The following is a 19,259-nucleotide window of genomic DNA, read 5'->3' on the forward strand; positions in this document are numbered from 1 at the left end:
TGATTTAAAAGTCGTGAAGTAGTTGCTTCACGGCTTTTATTTTGTAAACGAAAACGGAAGACGGAATTGACACCTTTTTGTCGTAATTCATTTCGCTTTTACGCAAAATCTTTGGAAAAGATAGCGACGTGACAGAGTTATTTGGTAAAATGACGTTGATTGGTTTGAAAGAGAGGGAATAACAGTGAAATTTAAGAAGTGGATAAGTGCGACGGCTGCATCACTTTTATTAGCAACTTCATTAGTAAGTACTATACCAGTAGCACATGCGGATGAATCAGCGACTAGAACAATAGCAGAAGAAAGCATCTATGATTTACTCGTTGACCGTTTCTTTAATGGCTCGGGCACAAACGATTTTGATACAAATACGCAGGACCCTTCGAAATTTGCGGGGGGCGATTTTACAGGTTTACAGGATAAACTGAAATTTATCGGTGAGATGGGCTATACAATTGTTTCCATTGGGCCTATTTTTTCTACAGAGAAGTATGATGGATCAATGCCCACAAGTTATACTACAATAGAACGTCATTTTGGAACAACGGAAGAATTCCAAAGTACTGTAGAGGCCTACAAAGCTAAAAATATGTCCATTATGGTGGATTTTCCACTTACAAATGTGAGTCCAAATCATGAGTGGGCAAAGGATGCATCGAAAGCGGATTGGATTGCATCTACCAATAATGGACAAGTACAGTGGGATTTATCGAATAAGGATGTGCAAGAAGCACTTATTCAAGCAGTAACTGAATTTGTTTCTACATATGACATCGGTGGCATTCGTTTAACAAATATCGCAGGGGCTGATACAGCGTTTATCAATGCAGTAATAGCTGCATTAAAAGAGACAAAAACATCACTTTATGTGATAGCAAATGAAGAAAGCGATGCTGACTTTGATGCAACTTTCTCACCTGTAACGGCAGATATCTATCGTAATATATTTAAAAACGTGGATATGGATTCTTCTAAATTAATGGAACCCTTCACAGGAGAAAAACCGACACAAATTATGGTGGATTCACTTGAAACCCATCGTTTTACATTTGACTCTGCTAATGAAAATATGTTCCCACCTACCCGCTTAAAAATGGCGATGGGTGCTTTATTTATGCTACCAGGAATTCCTGTCGTACAATACGGGACAGAAATTGCTATGAATGGGGAAGCAAAACCAGATACACACCAGCTTTATAACTTTAAAACAGACGAAGAACTGATTGATTATATTAAAAATGTTCAATCTTTACGTAATCAATCAGCTACTTTACGTAATGGTGATTTTGAAGTCATTACAAATGAAAATGGCCTTCTTGTCTTTACACGTTCTTCTGACGAAGAAAAGTGGGTAATCATGGTTAATAATACTGGTAAAACACAACGCGTCGACTTAACACCTGAACAACTTGGTGAAGGGAAAATGCTGAACGGTATTTTACATGAGGAAAAAGTTCGCATAAATGAAAAAGAAGTCTATCCTGTTATTTTAGACCGAGAAATGGTTGAAATTTATCAAGTTCGCAATGATGAAGGCTTAAACACTCCTTATATGGTGGCTCTTGGCTTAGTATGGGTGATCTTTATTGGCTTTGTTGTCATCATCATTAAACGAGGGAAAGTTCGTCGTCAGGAGCAAGACGTCCAATAATAATAACACGACAAAAAAGCATGCCAGGAGCCATCCTAGCATGCTTTTTATTAGCCTTCAAAGCTTTTGTTTGTGAAGAAAATTGCAATAGTCCCAGGTCCGACATGTGAGCCGATCGCGGAACCTATCATGGTAATTTGCACAGCTTGAGGTGAAAAACGCTCCTGGATAGAGGCTTTTGCTTCATTCGCAAAGGCAGCGTCGTCACTATGGCTAATACCTACGATTTTATTTGTAAAGCTGCCACCACGCTCCTGCATTAAATCTAACATACGATTAAGTGCTTTTTTTCGACCGCGTGACTTTTCAATCGGTACAAGTTTGCCATCTTCTACATTTAAAATAGGCTTAATACTAAGAAGGCCACCTAAAAATGCACTAGCTTTTGATACACGACCACCTTTTGCAAGGTAATCTAAGTCTTCTACAGTAAATAAATGCTCGACCTGAGGTGCAAGGGTGTTTATTTTAGAGGCCATGTCTTCTAAGGATACTCCTATATTTCGCAGTCGTACAGCTTCTTCAACGACAAGGCCATGTCCTAGTGATGCGCATTTAGAGTCGATAATGACTAGTTTTAAGGAAGGATACTGCTCAAGTACCTGATTGCGAATCATTTGAGCAGTGCTATATGTGCCTGATAATTCTGATGAAAACGCGATATAAATACCTTCTTCATCATTTTTAGCTAGCTCCTCAAAATGCTTCAAAAAGAGCTCAGGTGACACTTGTGATGTTTTTGGCTGAGCACCTTGGCGTATTGCATCATAGATCTCTTTGGAATCAATTGAAATCACATCTTCATATTCTTTGTTGTTCAATTGCACTCGTAAAGGGAGTAGCACGACATCATTTTCTTCATAGTAAGATTTTGGTAGATCACATCCACTATCCGTAAAAATCTTCATTCTCTTGTCCCCCTAATTTCAACTTACTTTTGCTTTTTAACTTTATTCAGTAGATACTCACTTTAGATAAATGGAAGGGGTACCACTGAATAAAGTTAAACTGGTAAAAATGGAATGTTAACTTGAACTTACTACTTAACTATGATAATTTCAAGCGTTCAATGAGTATTTTTGCAATTCCATCATCATTATTCGTTGTCGTAATTTCATTGGCAATGTTTTTAAGACTTGAAATACCGTTCCCCATCGCTACACCAAGTCCAGCATATTCGATCATTTCTAAATCATTGTCTTCATCACCAAATGCGATGATGCGCTCACGAGGAATACCTAAATCTTTTGCCACATGTGCAATACCCACAGCTTTATTTAAGCCGCGACGCACAATTTCAATAATATGAAGTGGCGCGCCCCATCGACGATGCTCAATGACCTCAGCATGCACTGCCTGTAAATGATCACGTATAATTACCGAATTTGCTTCATTTGCCTGAATCAGCAAACTTGTGGGATTTTCCAAGAGATGTGTGTATAAATCGCCAAGTGTAATTCTTGGATTTCCCATATTAAAAATATTTAAAATACGATCGTCTTCTGTGTGGACATAAATATCATCTTTTACCTCAGCGATAATATTTTCGTATTCATAACTGTTAATAGAATCAACGACATCATGTACGACACTTAAATCAATTGGTGTGTGCATATGTTGCCAAGAGACATTTTTAGGATGATGCACATATGCGCCATTAAAATTAACAATGGGTGTAGTGAGCCCAAGTTCATGATAATAAAGATCGCTTGCACGGTATGGACGTCCCGTCGCAATCATCACTTGATGCCCTTGTTCCTTAGCCTGCAATAATGTTTTTTTCGTTTTTGCAGAAATTTGCTGTTGATCTGTTAATAAAGTTCCATCTAAGTCTAATACGATTAAATGCGGTTTCATAGCTCGTTGCCCCTTTCCTATAGTTTGAATAGTATCTCTTTGTCTTACATTCGTCAAAATTTTGTCACAGTGAAAAAAGTTTGCTAACATAAAGATGAGAGAATAGTTGGGAGTGACAATAATGTTTGTAGAAAAAGAAGTGTGGGGAAATATTCCTTTATTACATATACATACAGACAATATGAATGAAGAAACCCCGGTAGTCATTTTTTTGCATGGTTTTATGAGTGCAAAAGAACATAACTTACACTATGCATACCAATTGGTGCATAAAGGGGTGCGTGTCCTATTGCCAGATGCAAAATTTCATGGTGAGCGTAGCGAAGGCCTAACAGAAATGCAAATGAATTTAAATTTTTGGGACATTGTTTTAAATTCTATTCATGAAGTTCAACAATTATATGATGAATTAAAGAATAAAAATTTATTAGCTAGTCATAAAATTGGCATAGGAGGCACTTCAATGGGTGGCATCGTGACATCAGGCTGTCTGAAACTTTATGATTGGATACAAACAGCTGCAATATGCATGGGTGCACCTGGTTTTATAAAATTGGGTGAATACCAATTGCAACAATTTGCTAAAAGCGGAGTTAACTGGCCGATGTCAGAGGAAGACGTAGAAAAAATTAATGAAGCCCTTGCTAAATATGATGTCAGTTTAACACCAGAAAAATTCGCGGGTCGCCCTGTATTCTTTTGGCATGGAGAATTAGATAAAACAGTTCCTTTTCACGAAACGTATAAATTTTATGAAACATTACGGGAATACTATGAAGCAAACCCTGAATATTTAAAGTTCATGGTTAACAAAAGGGCTGGACATGCTGTACCACGTGACGGTATGCTAGCAGCTACAGCATGGCTTGCACAGCATTTGGCATAACAGGGTGCATCTGCTATGATAAGGTTAACACTATGATGGAAGGAGAAATACGAATGGATCAGGATATGAAAGATAGCATGTTAGGTGCTTTAGAAAACGTAATTGATCCTGAGCTTGGCATTGATATTGTCAACTTAGGTTTAGTATATGATGTGGAATTAGATGATGAAGGTGTTGCAACTGTTACGATGACACTAACATCTATGGGCTGTCCACTTGGTCCAGTCATTGTGGATCAAGTGAATACGGCGTTAGGTGAACTTCCAGAAGTGAAAAGTACAAATGTTAATATTGTATGGAATCCGCCTTGGTCGAAAGATAAAATGTCACGCTATGCCAAAATGGCATTGGGCGTACGTTAAAATGGCTTATTTAAAACCCTGCTTATTTTTCAATAAGCAGGGTTTTTGCTTGTAACGAAACTAATCGATACGGCATATTTGTAATGGACAATTTTCACAGGCAATTTCATTTTTTAAAAATTGTAAATCATGAATGGTAATAAATCCTTTATCAAAAGTGATAATCTCATGTTTTTTTAAATCATTCAGCATACGATTAATCATTTCCCGACTTGTCGCACACAGATTTGCAATTTCTGTATTTGTTAGCTGAAAATCAATAAAAATCGAGTCATTTTCTACAGGTTTACCATACGTATTGGACAGCCGAATGAGCGTTGAAAATAGAGCACCTTTTTTACCGTTTAACACTAAATCGCGCAAACGACTCTGATGCTTTAAGTTTTCTGTTTGTAGCCACTTCATGTATTCCACCATAACTGTCGGCTGCTCTTCTAGTAAATGCTCCAAAGATTTACGACTCAAAACATACAACGTAGAGGGTTCTAAAACTTTGGCAGTCATTGAATTATAGACGAGATTACAAAATAACGAACCTTCTCCTATTATGCTGTCAGGGCCACAAATACGAATGGTTAATTCCTTACCCGTCTCGGATTCTTGGCTAATCGAAATAACACCTGATTGGATGTAATAAATTTCTTTTGCCCGTTCACCCTCTAGAAAAATTTTATTTCCTTTATTCACTTTGATAAAAACACCGTGGTTTTGAAAAAGTTCTTTAATTTTTTCAAACATATTATCCATTAAAACCATATCTCCAACACATCGCTTTCTTTTTGTAATAAATGGCGATTATTACAAAAGGATAGTGGATTTCGATACTAAAACATAGAAACATACCATTATTATAACGTAAACTTCCATAATAAGTGAAAAAATTTTAGGACGATTTCTTTGCTAAGCATTGTCGAGTGATGTAAAATAAAGTTAGTCAAAAAAGGTCAAACTTTTTTAATGAATAAGAATGGGTATATAAATAATGAGAAATATGAAAAAAAGGAGTGCTAGCTATGCAATTTCAACAAACAGACAATAAAAAACCATTAGAACAATTTGGGCGCAATTTAATTGAAGAAGTAAAAAACGGCAAGATGGATCCTGTTATCGGGCGTGATGAAGAAATTCGAAATGTAATTCGTATTCTAACACGTAAAACGAAAAATAATCCTGTATTAATCGGTGAACCAGGAGTTGGTAAAACGGCAATTGTGGAAGGTTTAGCACAGCGTATTGTTAAAGGTGATGTACCAGAAGGCTTGAAAGAATGTGTATTATATGAATTAGATATGAGTGCGTTAATCGCTGGTGCAAGTTATCGTGGACAATTTGAAGAACGCTTAAAAGGTGTGCTAAAAGAAGTAAAAGAATCAGAAGGACAAATCATTCTATTTATTGATGAAATTCATACGATCGTAGGTGCAGGAAAAACAGATGGCGCTATGGATGCAGGAAATATGCTAAAACCTATGCTAGCACGTGGTGAATTACACTGTATTGGTGCTACTACCTTAGACGAATATCGTATGTACATTGAAAAGGATCCTGCCTTAGAACGTCGATTCCAGCAAGTACTAGTACGTGAGCCATCTATAGAGGATACGGTATCCATTTTACGTGGTTTAAAGGAACGCTTTGAATTACATCACGCAGTACGTATTCATGACAGAGCAATTGTTGCGGCAGCAGAACTATCCAATCGCTATATTACAGAACGATTTTTACCTGATAAGGCCATTGATTTAATTGATGAGGCTTGTGCAATGATTCGTACAGAAATTGATTCAATGCCACAGGAATTAGACGCAGTCACACGTCGTATTATGCAGCTTGAAATTGAGGAACAGGCATTGCGTAAGGAAAAGGACGAGGCAAGTAAAAAACGTCTGGAGCAATTACGCGAAGAATTAACTAAGTTAAAAGAATCATCTAAGGGCATGCGACAACAATGGGAAGCAGAAAAAGAAAAACTACACGATATTCAGAAAAAACGTGAAACATTGGATAAATATCGTCGTGATCTAGATGAGGCAGAAAGTAAATATGATCTAAATAAAGCTGCTGAATTACGTCATGGTAAAATTCCAACACTTGAAAAAGACATTCAGGTACTTGAAAAGGAATTAGAGAACGGTGCAGAATCTCGTATTTTACGTGAAGAGGTAACAGCAGATGAAATCGCAGCAATTGTTTCACGTTGGACAGGAATCCCTGTAACAAAATTAGTAGAGGGTGAGCGTGAAAAACTATTACGTTTAAAGGATACATTACATGAACGTGTGGTTGGACAAGATACAGCAGTTCAATTAGTGACAGAAGCGGTATGGCGTGCACGTGCAGGTATCAAAGATCCACACCGACCTATTGGTAGCTTTTTATTTTTAGGTCCAACTGGTGTGGGTAAAACAGAACTTGCCAAGGCACTTGCAGCACAGTTATTTGATTCAGAAGATCACTTTATTCGTATTGATATGAGTGAATACATGGAGAAACATAGTGTGTCTCGACTTGTTGGGGCTCCTCCAGGCTATGTGGGCTATGAGGAAGGTGGACAACTAACGGAAGCAGTTCGCCGAAATCCTTATTCTGTGGTGCTACTAGACGAGATTGAAAAAGCTCATCCTGATGTGGCGAACATTTTATTGCAAATTTTAGATGATGGGCGCATTACAGATAGTCAGGGACGAATGGTGAATTTTACAAATACAGTAGTCATTTTAACTTCGAATATCGGATCAAGTTATTTAATGGAGGCAAAGGAAAATGATGCGGCTGTGGAGGACTTAGTCATGTCAGCCCTACGACAACATTTTAAACCTGAGCTATTAAACAGAATGGATGATATCATCTTCTTCCATGCATTATCTACTAAACATTTTACTGCGATTGCCTGGAAGTATGTGGAGCAATTGATTAAACGTGTCGCAGAGCAAGAAATTACTTTATCTGTCGAGCAAGAAGTCATTGATTGGGTAGTAGAGCAAGGGGCAGATGCCCAATTTGGAGCAAGACCACTAAAACGCTTTGTACAGCGACATATCGAAACAGCCGTTGCTAGAGAACTATTACGCGGAGAAGTTTTACCAGGGGAGACGTTGCATGTGAAAATGCATGAGGGTCAATGTGTTGTGGAAAAATAACAGAAAAAACCTGTTCGGCATGAAGCTGAACAGGTTTTTTCTAGCTGAATTAATGATGGTCTGCAGCTTCTGGTGTAGGGTCGTTTGGAATGATTGCTCCAATAATAAAGATAAGGATGGAGAATACAACAGAAACGATTGCTCCAGTTTTGAAATCAAATGGTACACCAAGTACAGAGCTGACTACGTAGTTTAACATAGAAACTAGTAGGAATGACCATATGAACGTTACGATATATTGCATTAATTTCACCTCAACCGAACTTTTTTCATCATAAGGTTTTACTCATATTCATTATCATATCATAACATAAATCAAAAAAAAATGAACCATTTATGTGAAACATGGCGATTTTGTCACAACAAATATGAGATTTAGTATTTTATGTTTGGTAATGTAAAGTATTTAGGAACAGCTCCGAAATAGGGGAATGCGCTCCTAAGCGGGTGAAAAGTGCTCCAAAAGGGAAGAACACCGCTCATACATGATGCAAGGTGCTTTGAAAAATAATGAACAAGCTCAACAAAGTACGATAGATAAAGCTCTAAACAGAATAACCTCATTCCATAAAATTCTTCACTTCTATATTCAAAGAACACTACCCTCAGCCGCATAAATTTTAAATCATCTTGCGTCATTCCTTTTATATGCGTTATAATTATGACCAGTTACTAATAATTGATAGTAAGAAAGCTGAGGGGTTGCTATATGAACGCTGGTATTATAGGAATAGGCAAATATGTTCCTGAGAAGGTCGTTACAAATTTTGATTTGGAAAAAATCATGGATACTTCTGATGAATGGATTCGTACTCGAACAGGCATTGAAGAACGTCATTTTGCGGCAGATGATCAGGAAACTTCAGATTTGGCAGTAGCTGCTGCAAAAGAAGCTATTGCAAATGCGGGTATTACGCCTGAGGAAATTGGTTTAATTCTTGTAGCAACTGTCACACAGGATCAAACTTTTCCAAGTGTAGCTTGTATGATTCAGGAACAAATCGGAGCAGTAAATGCTGCAGCAATGGATCAAGCAGCAGCATGTGCAGGATTTATATATAGTTTAGTGACAGCAAAGCACTTTGTTGAGGCAAATGCTTATAAATATGTCTTAGTAGTAGGTGTTGAAAAGCTGTCTAAAGTCGTTGATTGGGAAGATCGCAATACAGCTGTATTATTTGGCGATGGTGCCAGTGCAGCTATCATTGGGCAAGTCTCTGAAGGTAGAGGTATTCTATCCTTTGAACTTGGTGCAGATGGTACAGGCGGAAAGAATCTTTATTTAACGAAGCAAGATACAATTGCGATGAATGGTCGTGAAGTGTTTAAATTTGCTGTTCGACAAATGGGTGAATCGGCTGTTAATGTATTAGAGAAAGCGGGATTAACAAAAGAAGACGTTGATTTCCTAGTGCCACATCAGGCAAATATACGTATTATGGAATCTGCACGTGAGCGTTTAGAGCTACCACCAGAAAAAATGTCAAAAACGATTCATAAATACGGAAATACTTCAGCAGCATCTATTGGTATTTCCTTGGTAGATGAGCTCGAAGCAGGTAAGATTAAAGAGGATGATTTATTAGTCCTTGTAGGTTTTGGTGGCGGCTTAACATGGGGTGCCGTAGCCATGAGATGGGGAAAATAAGTAGGAAAAATGCTTGAGGGGAGTAAGACAATGAGTAAAAGACGAGTAGTAATTACAGGAATTGGCGCAGTTACACCACTAGGAAATAGCATCGAAGAAACATGGGCAAACATTAAAGCTGGTAAATCTGGCATTGGTGAGCTGACACGTTTAAATAAAGATCTTTTTGCCGCAAAAATCGCCGCAGAAGTAAAGGACTTTGATATTGAAAAATACATTGATCGTAAAGAAGCACGTAAAATGGATCGCTTCACACAATACGCATTAGCGGCTTCTATTATGGCAATGGAAGATGCACAGCTAACAATTGATGAAGAGCTAGCTCCACGTGCAGGTGTATGGATTGGTTCTGGTATCGGTGGGATGGAAACATATGAACAACAATTTTTAACATTCCAAGAGCGTGGCGCAAGACGTGTTAGTCCTTTCTTTATCCCAATGATGATTCCTGATATGGCATCTGGCCAAGTCTCTATTCACTTTGGTGCAAAGGGGATAAATTCTTGTTCTGTAACGGCATGTGCTTCAGGCACAAACTCTATTGGTGATGCCTTTAAAGTAATTGAGCGTGGAGATGCTGATGTTATGATTTCTGGTGGTGCTGAATCACCAATCGTAACAATGGCGGTTGCAGGTTTTTGTGCCAATACAGCACTATCATTAAATCAAGATCCACAAGCTGCATGTCGCCCATTCGATAAAAACCGAGATGGCTTTATTATCGGAGAAGGAGCGGGTATTGTCATTTTAGAAGAATATGAACATGCAAAAGCTCGTGGTGCCAAAATCTATGCTGAAGTTTTAGGTTATGGTGCAACTGGGGATGCGCATCACATTACGGCTCCAGCTCCAGAGGGTGAAGGTGCAGCACGTGCGATGACGCAAGCATTAACAGATGGTGGCGTAGAGCCATCACAAGTTGATTATATTAATGCCCATGGTACAAGTACGCCATATAACGATTTATTCGAAACACAAGCTGTGAAAACTGCTTTTGGTGATCATGCGTATAACCTTGCAATGAGCTCAACAAAATCTATGACGGGTCACTTATTAGGAGCAGCAGGTGGTGTGGAAGCTATTTTCACAGCATTAGCCCTTAAAGAAGGGATTTTACCACCTACAATCAATTTAAAAGATCCTGATCCTGAATGTGATTTAGATTATGTTCCAAACGAAGCAAGAGAAGCAAATATTCAATATGCAATGAGTAATTCTCTTGGTTTTGGTGGTCATAATGCAAGTCTCCTATTCAAAAAATATGAAGCATAATAGATAAACATAAAAAAACGTCAGCCAAATTTAAATGGCTGACGTCTTTTTTTATAGTTTTGTGAATAAATGATAAGTAAGAAGAAATAGAAAGGATGCCATTACTATGTTTCGTCTCTTTTTATTTTTAGTAAGTTATGGCTTAATGATCCTCTCTGTAGGGAATCTCATATTGTATTTAAATTACCGCACACTAGGTTATTCATGGAAGGTTGTTTTCAAATTTATTTTTCAAACAACAGAATTTTATATGGCGGTAGGAGCCTGTATCATCATCTGCGCAGTTGTGCTTGATTTGGGCTTTGATCGATCCTCAGACAAGCCGTAAGTTTAGCGACGTGCGCGACCAAGACCCATAGCATCTTCCATACGTTTTAATGTAGCACTAGCAATCACATTCGCCTTTTCAGCACCTTCATCTAGAATGACATCTAATTCTGATGATTCTACTAGATGATAGAATTTCTCTTGAATAGGTGTTAGGTGTTCAATTACTGCTGTTGCTACACCCTGCTTGAATCCACCATAACCAATTCCCTCATATTTTTTGACTAAATCTTCAACGGCTACCCCTGAAATAGCTGATTCGATTGTCAATAAATTTGAAACACCTGGTTTATTTTCCACATCAAATGCAACGATGCCGTCAGAGTCAGTTACAGCTGATTTAATTTTTTTCTCAATGTCTTTCGCAGTATCTAATAAGCGAATTGTCGCTTTCGTATTTGGATCTGATTTACTCATTTTCTTTGTTGGCTCTTGTAAGGATTTAATGCGTGCGCCAGCTTTAGGTAATTGAATTTCCGGAATTGTTAAAACATCGCCAAAGCGTTTGTTAAAGCGTTCTGCAAGGTCACGAGTTAGCTCAATATGCTGCTTCTGATCATCGCCGACAGGGACAATATTTGTGTTATAAAGTAGAATGTCTGCAGCCATTAGCGGTGGATATGTTAAAAGAGCAGCAGATACGCTTTCCTTACCATGTGATTTATCTTTGAATTGTGTCATACGTTCTAGCTCACCAATAGACGCAACACATTGTAACATCCATCCTGCCTGAGCATGCGCTGGCACCTCTGATTGAATAAATAATGTCGATTTTTTAGGGTCAATGCCAGTAGCAATGTAGGTAGCAGCAAGCTTACGAATACTTTCTCGTAATTCTTTAGGATCTTGTGCAACAGTGATGGCATGTTGATCAACGATACAATAAATAGCGTTTCCTTCATCTTGTAGTGCCGGGAACTGCTTGAATGCTCCTAAATAGTTCCCTAATGTTACGATACCTGTAGGCTGTACGCCAGAAAAAATAGTTGTCATTAAAAAATTCCTCCTCGAATTCAATTGCTGTAACTTGTGTCACAGCGTTGTCTTCACCTTTCAACTTGGTGATGAAGACAAAAAAACATCATGCGTCCTCATTAGATTTTTCTAATGAAGGGACGAATGATGTTTGAATCCGCGGTACCACCCAGCTTGCCTAAAAAGGCCACTCAACTTCGTAACGTGAAGGGACGAGCTTTGCTAATAGCTTCAAGTAGCGTTCACAAAGCTAACTCGGAAGTCCATTCCACATGCATCCACGATCTGTTTACAGCAACCACAGACTCTCTATACGTGAATTAGCATATGTACTACTCTTCGTCAGCGTTTTTCTCAATTTAAATTGTTCAAATTGATTTGATTGCAAAGAATTATAATATAAAGATTCCTTTGTGTAAAGTCAGACTTTTGACGGTGTTTTTTTTCTAGAAAAAATTATATGCTTTTTTTGTTATGTAATTTTGTTATAAATTTATAATTTTTTATTAAAAAATTGTTTGGATGTACACATGGGATTGACAATTTTCTCGATTATTTTTCTTAAATGAGAACAACTGAGATATCTGTTTAGATGTTTAAAATGCTTTAAAAATGGGAATGGTAGTAGTAGCACATAAGTTTGAAGAAAATACATCATATTTGAAAGCTGTATGAATAGACAGAATATTTATGGATAGGTTCAGATTTTTTTATTGGAACTATATTCAAATACAGCTGAGTACTGTATAATGGTACTGTGTATTTTACATTACATTAATTCTAATTTAACACATTGGTTCTGGTTTATAGATAATAATTTTTAAATGAAAGGATGTGTCAGAATGATCGTAACCCTATTTACATCACCAAGTTGTACCTCTTGTCGTAAAGCAAAAGCTTGGTTAGAGGAGCACGAAATTCCATATACAGAACGTAATATATTTTCTGAACCGCTTAGCATAAGTGAAATAAAAAAAATTTTACGAATGACAGAAGATGGAACTGATGAAATCATTTCCACTCGTTCTAAAATATTCCAAAAATTAAATGTGGATGTTGAAAGCTTACCATTACAACGTTTATATGAATTAATTCAGGAATATCCTGGCTTACTACGTAGACCAATCATTTTAGATGAAAAACGTCTGCAGGTTGGCTACAATGAAGATGAAATTCGTCGTTTCTTACCTCGAAAAGTTCGAGCATATCAATTACAAGAAGCGCAACGAATGGTGAATTAAACCTTTCTATTCTGAATAATATATGTAATAGATGTTACAGATGTGGAATACATGTTGTGACATCTTTTTTTTATGTTTTACTTCTGTAAAACCTTCTATATGAAGTATAATAATTAATAGGGAAAAGTCATATATTTCCGTAAAAGTATGTTAAACTTGATTTAAGTTAAATAGTTTACTACAATTTCAATAATTCAAATATCTTCTGTGAAACGGTGTATATCCTTTTCATTTTATGACAGAACAGCATACAATAGAGTTAGAGACAACTGTGAACACAAAAATTCATGTTTACGGTTACTCGATGGTTTTACTGTAGTGTGGTCAAAGGTTGAAAAACAAATGCAGTATGAAGGTTAAAAACAAAGAATAAAAGCATACTAATGAAACAAACTGTTTTTCGACATATGACAGTGAAGGGAGATGAGGTCTAGTGGACATCGAACGTGTAAATGAAAATACACTCAAGCTCTTTATTACGTACAATGATATAGAGGATCGCGGCTATAGTCGTGAAGAAATTTGGTACAATCGAGCAAAGGGTGAACAACTTTTTTGGGATATGATTGATGAAGTAAACACGGAGGATTATTTTGATGTAGAGGGTCCGATTTGGATTCATATCAATGCATCTGAAGTAGGCTTAGAAATCATTGTCACACGTGCACATATTTTAAAAGACGGTGAAACATTAGATGGTCATTCGAATTTTGATGAACACAAAGATATGTTTGCACCATTCGATGAAGTTGGAGAGGATCTTCTTAGCCAACTAACTCAATTTGGTGACATGGATGAGTCAGAATTATTTATGGATACAGACATTTATGTTTATAAATTTAAAGATATTGATGAGTTAATCCCTGTCGCAAAACGAATGACAGACGAATTAGTGGATTCCTCATTATTCAAATATGAAAATTGGTACTATCTAGTTGTTGATTTCGGAAACGCAGATGAGGATTTAAATCGTCATGATAGAAATGCAGTTATCAAGGAATTTTTAACACCATCCAATTTTACAATTCATCGTCTAGAGGAGTACGGTGAAAAGATTATGGAATTCAATTGCTTTGAAACAGTTCGAAAATACTTTGCATAGGCAATGAAATACTAATTATTTTAGACTGTAGTGAAACTCGTAAATGAATCGAGTTTCGCTACAGTCCTTTTTTATGTTTTCAGCATCAAAGAGCTTGAATAAGAGCGCATTTTTAAAATTTCAAGAAAAAGGTGCTTTATTTTTGTTAGTGAAAATCCATTCTATTATAGTTGGCTAAAAAGGAGCTGATACTATGCTGATTGCCTATAACAATCAACAGCAACTATTTCTCCCATATCAATATACGAGGAAAGCTTTACAGCGATATAGGCGGCAAATGAAATTTTATTGCCCTCAATGTTTAGAACAAGTTCAATTGAAAATAGGTAACTATAATATTCCCCACTTTGCTCACTTCACAAAAAATCAATGTTCACAGCTGTTCGCAGAAGGTGAATCTAAAATACATTTACAAGGTAAAGTGCAATTATATGAGTGGCTCCAAAAGCATGGACATCAGGTGAAACTAGAACCATATTTAAAGGAGGTTTCTCAGCGCCCAGATTTGCTTGTTACACTCGATAAGGAGCAGTTTGCAGTTGAATTTCAATGTAGTACTATCTCTCATGAAAAATGGCATCAACGAACAATGGGCTATGAAAGAAACGATATACAAGCAATTTGGCTTTTTCAAACTCCACAAGGCAAAGAAGCTGTCAACGGCATCAGAAAAATTAGAATCTCTCCACTCTTGCAAAAGGCGTTTATAACGACAACGGATTTACCATATTTATTGACGTACAACCCGGTGACAGCCCAGTTTGTTTATTGGACGAATCTTCTTCATGTTCATGGGCATACTTTCATAGGTAAAGTACAGAAAATTTCGGTCGATCTACAACATTTCCCTTTTTATAGACCTCAACGTATTACCCCAGAAGAATTTCAACGCTATTGGCAGCTCTATAAACAGACTTGTAGGCAATTTGCGCATAGTCGTCTTTTACATAGCAAGAAGGGGGCACAAGATCCATTTTTACGTAATTGCTATGAATTAAATCTTTCTCTTACTGCTCTGCCACCATACATTGGTATTCCAGTGAAAGAAGGAGCAGCTATCCCTTTGTTTACGAGCGAGTGGCAAATAATGCTGTTTTATTTTAGTAAACAATTAGGACGTCTTCCATTTGAATTAACAAAGGGGCAGATGGAAAACTTTTTATGTAAGCATCAGCTGGAAGTAACCGAACAAGCACTCAGGGCTATTCAAAATTATGGGTATCTTCTTAAGCGTATGCATCATGAGGATGGTTTACTAGATAATTGTGAGCAAGTCTATGTACATTTATTTGCAATTGCCACAATATACTGAGAAAATATGAGAGTAAAAGGAAAAAAGCACATATAAAGGGGGCTGGCATATATGGCTAGTAACAGTAATCAGGTTTTGGTTCGAAAAGAAGTACCAGAAGAATTAACATGGCGCTTAGAAGACATCTTTGCAACAGATGCAGCTTGGGAAGAGGAATTGAAGGAGGTTGCAGAGCTTGCTAAACAAGCACCTAGCTATGCAGGTACTTTAAATAATGGGGCAGAGGCATTATTAGCAGCTTTACAGTATCATGATCATATATATGAACGTGCAATGAAGCTCTACACATATGCTCATATGCGCTATGATCAAGATACTACAAATAGCTTTTATCAAGATATGAACAGCCGTATTCAAACATTGGCAACGAGTATCTCAGCTGGCCTTTCCTATTTAACGCCAGAAATTCTGTCATTAAGTGAAGAAACGATTGAACGCTACTTAACAGAAAACCAAGACCTAGAACTATATAAGCAATCTTTAAAAGAAATTACAATGGCACGTCCACATGTATTACCAGCCGAACAGGAGGCATTGCTAGCGCAAATGTCTGAGGTGACAGGTACAGCTTCGAATACATTCAGCATGTTAAACAATGCCGATATGGTATTCCCTCATGTGAAAAATGAAGAGGGAGAAGAAGTACAACTTACGCATGGTAATTATATCAAGTTTTTAGAGAGCAAGGATCGCTCTGTACGTGAAGGCGCATTTAAGGCTATGTACGAAACATACGGCAAGTTTAAAAATACGTTCTCGGCTACGCTAACTGGTAATGTAAAGAAGCATAATGTAAGTGCTCGAATTCGTCATTATGAATCTGCACGCCACGCTGCCATGTCTAATAACTTCATTCCTGAAAATGTCTATGATCAGCTGGTGGAAACAATTCATAAGCATTTACCAGCTATGCAACGTTATATTTCGTTGCGTAAGAAATTATTGGGTGTAGACGAATTGCATATGTGGGATTTATTTGCGCCACTAGTTAAAGAGGTGGAAATGAAGGTCTCTTATGATGAAGCGAAAGATATTTTAGTAAAGGCTTTAGCTCCATTAGGGGAGGAATATCAAAGCATCGTTCAAAATGGACTGGATAACCGCTGGGTCGATGTTTTAGAGAATAAAGGGAAGCGTAGTGGAGCCTATTCTTCAGGCGCCTATGGTACGAATCCGTATATTTTAATGAATTGGCAGGATAATGTGAACAATCTATTTACATTAGCACATGAATTTGGCCATAGTGTTCATAGTTATTATTCACGCAACAACCAGCCATTTGTTTATGGAGACTACTCTATTTTTGTGGCAGAGGTCGCTTCTACTTGCAATGAAGAGTTATTAAATGACTATTTACTGAAAACAATTGATGATCCACAACAAAAAATATACTTATTAAACCATTGGCTAGATGGCTTCAGAAGTACGGTATTCAGACAAACAATGTTTGCAGAGTTCGAACACCTTATTCATCAGATGGATAAGAACGGTGAATCCTTGACAGCAGATCGTTTAACAGAAGTTTACTATGAATTAAACAAAAAGTACTTCGGTGATGATATGGTGGTAGATGAGGAAATAGGCTTAGAATGGGCTCGTATTCCACACTTCTACTATAATTACTATGTTTATCAGTATGCGACTGGTAAATCAGCCGCTACAGCGTTGAGTAAACAAATTTTAGAGGAGGGTGCACCAGCTGTAGAACGTTATATTAATAACTTCTTAAAAGCGGGATGCTCTGATTTCCCTATTGAGGTATTAAAGGCAGCAGGCGTTGATATGAACGTAGCTAAGCCAATTGAAGATGCATGTAAAGTATTTGAAGAACGTTTAAATGAATTAGAAAAATTATTGTTAAATAACTAATTAATTGGGCTATAGGAATGTTCCTATAGCCCAATTATTTTTATTAACAGCATAAATTAAAAGGAAAGAATAATGTTTTTTTTTGATTTCTAAATAGTTTAAAAGTGTGCATCTTGGAAAAATACTGTTTGTAATCGCTTTCTATTTGACAAATTTGTGAATCTAGTATTGGTTTCATTGCTAAATATATTATTCCATGATAGAGTAATTCTTGTGAAATAAATCACAAAACAAACATACACCCCTTTGTTTGAACGTGAACATTTCTCCCATCCCCTTTGTGAAAAAGAAGCGTCTCTATCGGTCGAGGATAGAGGCGCTTCTTTGTATTTTGCGTTATCTTGAAAAAGGGACTCCATCATGATGATTGGAGTCCCTATTGTTTATTTTATTATTTAAGACGCCATAACGTAGCGTGAGTAGTCTGGATTCGTTCGATCTTTTGTTGCAGCATGCGTTTCTTTAGTTCACGCTCTGCTGCTTGCTCTGTTAATGAATAGATAAAAGCTATTTCATTTGTAGAAAGAGTATGGAATTTAGAAAATAAGTCCTCTATTGATGGTAAAGGCTGACGGACAAGCTGTTCGTTCAGCATTTCTTGTAAAATATGTTCATAAACTTCATAGGAATAGCTACCACTAACTTTTAGTCCCTCATCTTCAATACATTCATTGAAAAATACGATACTTGGTACTTCATCTACTTCCATTTCGCGTTTAATATATAAATCGCATTGGAAAGCACGTGCTGCCTCTTTTGAACCAAAGTCAACAGTAAACTCATTCATATCGAGTTGAACATCCTCAGCTATTTTTAAAAGCGTTGCATAGGAGTTTACATCTTGATGACTTAATAATACGTATTCTTGTAGTTTCGACAAATAACGCGCACCTGCACGTTTCCCCTGTAATTCAGCTGCTTTAATAGCGATAGAAGGTAAAACAGGGTGATTAATATCAAGTTCGATGCCTGAAATACAGCCTTTGACACGTTTACTTAAGCAATTTAAAGAAGTAAGTTCTGTACTTAAAACAAAGCGCCATGTAAAGTAATGGTTGTATTCAAGCTGTAATTTACGAAGAGTTGCTTGCATACTGAAAGCTTCAGGGCAAAGTGGATCTACGAAAATATACAATTCAATTGGCTTGTTTGCAGTAGAAGTCGTTGGCGTTGGCTCTTGCAACATTTGAATATTATTCACGTAACAATTCCCCCTCATCGTCATTTGGCGTATTAACCATGTGATGAGCTGTTAATACTAAACGTTGATAATAAGTTTCACGGAACTTCCCTTCCAAACCTACCTCATCCATTGCTTCTGACATACACTCTAGCCAAGCTTGAGCGCGGTCAGGTGTAATAGGAAAATTCATGTGACGTGCACGCATCATCGGATGACCATGCTCCTCAGTAAAAAGATTTGGCCCTCCTAAATACTGTGTTTGAAATTGAATTTGTTTACGGGCTGTTTCTGTTAAATCTTTTGGAAAGATTGGAATAAGATCAGGATGCTGAGCAACTCTTTTATAGAACGCATGAATGAGTTCTGACAGTTTTTCAGCTCCCAGCTCCTCATAAGGAACAGTGTATTTTCGACTCATAAGTTATATGCTCCTT

The 19,259-nt window shown here is 37.1% G+C and carries 18 protein-coding genes and 1 other annotated feature; of the genes, 11 read left to right on the plus strand and 7 right to left on the minus strand.

What is annotated here, in order from left to right; translation table 11 throughout:
* Positions 1–184: 184 nt before the first annotated feature.
* Positions 185–1,651, plus strand: a complete 1,467-nt coding sequence (locus tag NYE73_RS03575; protein ID WP_259951053.1) for an alpha-amylase family glycosyl hydrolase — start codon at positions 185–187, stop codon at positions 1,649–1,651.
* 50 nt (positions 1,652–1,701) lie between these two features.
* Here the strand turns inward: NYE73_RS03575 and NYE73_RS03580 are convergent, their stop codons facing one another.
* Complete coding sequence (locus NYE73_RS03580; protein WP_036076685.1) at positions 1,702–2,559, minus strand: DegV family protein; 858 nt, start codon at positions 2,557–2,559, stop codon at positions 1,702–1,704.
* A gap of 139 nt (positions 2,560–2,698) precedes the next feature.
* Entirely contained in the window at positions 2,699–3,508 is an 810-nt protein-coding gene (locus NYE73_RS03585; RefSeq protein ID WP_131522075.1) for a Cof-type HAD-IIB family hydrolase, read from the minus strand.
* Between the two features lie 121 nt (positions 3,509–3,629).
* Between NYE73_RS03585 and NYE73_RS03590 the strand changes: the two genes are divergently transcribed.
* Both NYE73_RS03590 and NYE73_RS03595 read left to right on the plus strand, forming a co-directional pair.
* The gene (locus NYE73_RS03590; protein ID WP_066036275.1) at positions 3,630–4,394 is read left to right on the plus strand and encodes a prolyl oligopeptidase family serine peptidase; all 765 of its coding nucleotides are present in this window, start codon (positions 3,630–3,632) and stop codon (positions 4,392–4,394) included.
* Positions 4,395–4,447: 53 nt separating this feature from the next.
* Positions 4,448–4,756 (plus strand): metal-sulfur cluster assembly factor, encoded by a 309-nt coding sequence (locus tag NYE73_RS03595; RefSeq protein WP_004227477.1) that lies wholly within the window; start codon positions 4,448–4,450, stop codon positions 4,754–4,756.
* A gap of 60 nt (positions 4,757–4,816) precedes the next feature.
* Here NYE73_RS03595 and NYE73_RS03600 read toward each other — a convergent pair whose 3' ends face one another.
* Positions 4,817–5,503, minus strand: a complete 687-nt coding sequence (locus NYE73_RS03600; RefSeq protein WP_048392033.1) for a Crp/Fnr family transcriptional regulator — start codon at positions 5,501–5,503, stop codon at positions 4,817–4,819.
* Positions 5,504–5,769: 266 nt separating this feature from the next.
* On the opposite strand from NYE73_RS03600, the gene NYE73_RS03605 reads away from it, so the two are divergent.
* Positions 5,770–7,896 (plus strand): ATP-dependent Clp protease ATP-binding subunit, encoded by a 2,127-nt coding sequence (locus NYE73_RS03605; protein ID WP_259951052.1) that lies wholly within the window; start codon positions 5,770–5,772, stop codon positions 7,894–7,896.
* A gap of 49 nt (positions 7,897–7,945) precedes the next feature.
* Here NYE73_RS03605 and NYE73_RS03610 read toward each other — a convergent pair whose 3' ends face one another.
* Positions 7,946–8,140 (minus strand): YjzD family protein, encoded by a 195-nt coding sequence (locus tag NYE73_RS03610; RefSeq protein WP_004227469.1) that lies wholly within the window; start codon positions 8,138–8,140, stop codon positions 7,946–7,948.
* 465 nt (positions 8,141–8,605) lie between these two features.
* Between NYE73_RS03610 and NYE73_RS03615 the strand changes: the two genes are divergently transcribed.
* From NYE73_RS03615 to NYE73_RS03625, 3 genes are all read left to right on the plus strand, one after another.
* The gene (locus NYE73_RS03615) at positions 8,606–9,544 is read left to right on the plus strand and encodes a beta-ketoacyl-ACP synthase III (RefSeq protein WP_048392032.1); all 939 of its coding nucleotides are present in this window, start codon (positions 8,606–8,608) and stop codon (positions 9,542–9,544) included.
* Positions 9,545–9,574: 30 nt separating this feature from the next.
* Positions 9,575–10,816, plus strand: a complete 1,242-nt coding sequence (fabF, locus tag NYE73_RS03620; protein ID WP_048392031.1) for a beta-ketoacyl-ACP synthase II — start codon at positions 9,575–9,577, stop codon at positions 10,814–10,816.
* Positions 10,817–10,922: 106 nt separating this feature from the next.
* A complete protein-coding gene (locus tag NYE73_RS03625; protein ID WP_016994330.1) occupies positions 10,923–11,144 on the plus strand; it encodes a hypothetical protein in 222 nt (73 codons plus the stop codon).
* A gap of 2 nt (positions 11,145–11,146) precedes the next feature.
* On the opposite strand, the gene trpS is transcribed toward NYE73_RS03625, so the two are convergent.
* The gene (gene trpS, locus NYE73_RS03630; protein ID WP_259951051.1) at positions 11,147–12,136 is read right to left on the minus strand and encodes a tryptophan--tRNA ligase; all 990 of its coding nucleotides are present in this window, start codon (positions 12,134–12,136) and stop codon (positions 11,147–11,149) included.
* A 115-nt stretch (positions 12,137–12,251) separates the two neighbouring features.
* Positions 12,252–12,473 (minus strand) — a binding site (T-box leader).
* 490 nt (positions 12,474–12,963) lie between these two features.
* Between trpS and spxA the strand changes: the two genes are divergently transcribed.
* The 4 genes from spxA (at position 12,964) to pepF (ending at position 17,642) form a co-directional block, all read left to right on the plus strand.
* On the plus strand, positions 12,964–13,359 hold the full coding sequence (gene spxA / locus NYE73_RS03635; protein WP_025116803.1) for a transcriptional regulator SpxA: 396 nt from the start codon (positions 12,964–12,966) through the stop codon (positions 13,357–13,359).
* 433 nt (positions 13,360–13,792) lie between these two features.
* Positions 13,793–14,461 carry an adaptor protein MecA gene (gene mecA / locus NYE73_RS03640; RefSeq protein WP_004227456.1) on the plus strand — a complete coding sequence of 223 codons (669 nt, stop codon included), beginning with the start codon at positions 13,793–13,795 and terminating at the stop codon, positions 14,459–14,461.
* Positions 14,462–14,654: 193 nt separating this feature from the next.
* Positions 14,655–15,773 carry a competence protein CoiA gene (locus NYE73_RS03645; protein WP_103117493.1) on the plus strand — a complete coding sequence of 373 codons (1,119 nt, stop codon included), beginning with the start codon at positions 14,655–14,657 and terminating at the stop codon, positions 15,771–15,773.
* A gap of 51 nt (positions 15,774–15,824) precedes the next feature.
* Entirely contained in the window at positions 15,825–17,642 is a 1,818-nt protein-coding gene (pepF, locus tag NYE73_RS03650) for an oligoendopeptidase F (protein WP_103117494.1), read from the plus strand.
* A 391-nt stretch (positions 17,643–18,033) separates the two neighbouring features.
* Here pepF and NYE73_RS03655 read toward each other — a convergent pair whose 3' ends face one another.
* Both NYE73_RS03655 and NYE73_RS03660 read right to left on the minus strand, forming a co-directional pair.
* Entirely contained in the window at positions 18,034–18,843 is an 810-nt protein-coding gene (locus NYE73_RS03655) for a DsbA family protein (RefSeq protein WP_259951050.1), read from the minus strand.
* Complete coding sequence (locus NYE73_RS03660; protein ID WP_004227447.1) at positions 18,836–19,243, minus strand: globin domain-containing protein; 408 nt, start codon at positions 19,241–19,243, stop codon at positions 18,836–18,838. The genes NYE73_RS03655 and NYE73_RS03660 overlap by 8 nt, the downstream gene beginning before the upstream one ends.
* Between the last annotated feature and the right edge of the window lie 16 nt (positions 19,244–19,259).

Origin of the sequence: Lysinibacillus sp. FSL K6-0102, assembly GCF_038003545.1 — a bacterium.
Classification (GTDB): domain Bacteria; phylum Bacillota; class Bacilli; order Bacillales_A; family Planococcaceae; genus Lysinibacillus; species Lysinibacillus capsici.

What these genes read in the sequence shown, in the direction of transcription:
- NYE73_RS03580 (WP_036076685.1), bottom strand. Translation starts at nt 2,559, where the DNA reads ATGAAGATTTTTACGGATAGTGGATGTGATCTACCAAAATCTTACTAT.
- NYE73_RS03585 (WP_131522075.1), bottom strand. Translation starts at nt 3,508, where the DNA reads ATGAAACCGCATTTAATCGTATTAGACTTAGATGGAACTTTATTAACA.
- NYE73_RS03590 (WP_066036275.1), top strand. Translation starts at nt 3,630, where the DNA reads ATGTTTGTAGAAAAAGAAGTGTGGGGAAATATTCCTTTATTACATATA.
- NYE73_RS03595 (WP_004227477.1), top strand. Translation starts at nt 4,448, where the DNA reads ATGGATCAGGATATGAAAGATAGCATGTTAGGTGCTTTAGAAAACGTA.
- NYE73_RS03600 (WP_048392033.1), bottom strand. Translation starts at nt 5,503, where the DNA reads ATGGATAATATGTTTGAAAAAATTAAAGAACTTTTTCAAAACCACGGT.
- NYE73_RS03605 (WP_259951052.1), top strand. Translation starts at nt 5,770, where the DNA reads ATGCAATTTCAACAAACAGACAATAAAAAACCATTAGAACAATTTGGG.
- NYE73_RS03610 (WP_004227469.1), bottom strand. Translation starts at nt 8,140, where the DNA reads ATGCAATATATCGTAACGTTCATATGGTCATTCCTACTAGTTTCTATG.
- NYE73_RS03615 (WP_048392032.1), top strand. Translation starts at nt 8,606, where the DNA reads ATGAACGCTGGTATTATAGGAATAGGCAAATATGTTCCTGAGAAGGTC.
- fabF (WP_048392031.1), top strand. Translation starts at nt 9,575, where the DNA reads ATGAGTAAAAGACGAGTAGTAATTACAGGAATTGGCGCAGTTACACCA.
- NYE73_RS03625 (WP_016994330.1), top strand. Translation starts at nt 10,923, where the DNA reads ATGTTTCGTCTCTTTTTATTTTTAGTAAGTTATGGCTTAATGATCCTC.
- trpS (WP_259951051.1), bottom strand. Translation starts at nt 12,136, where the DNA reads ATGACAACTATTTTTTCTGGCGTACAGCCTACAGGTATCGTAACATTA.
- NYE73_RS03645 (WP_103117493.1), top strand. Translation starts at nt 14,655, where the DNA reads ATGCTGATTGCCTATAACAATCAACAGCAACTATTTCTCCCATATCAA.
- pepF (WP_103117494.1), top strand. Translation starts at nt 15,825, where the DNA reads ATGGCTAGTAACAGTAATCAGGTTTTGGTTCGAAAAGAAGTACCAGAA.
- NYE73_RS03660 (WP_004227447.1), bottom strand. Translation starts at nt 19,243, where the DNA reads ATGAGTCGAAAATACACTGTTCCTTATGAGGAGCTGGGAGCTGAAAAA.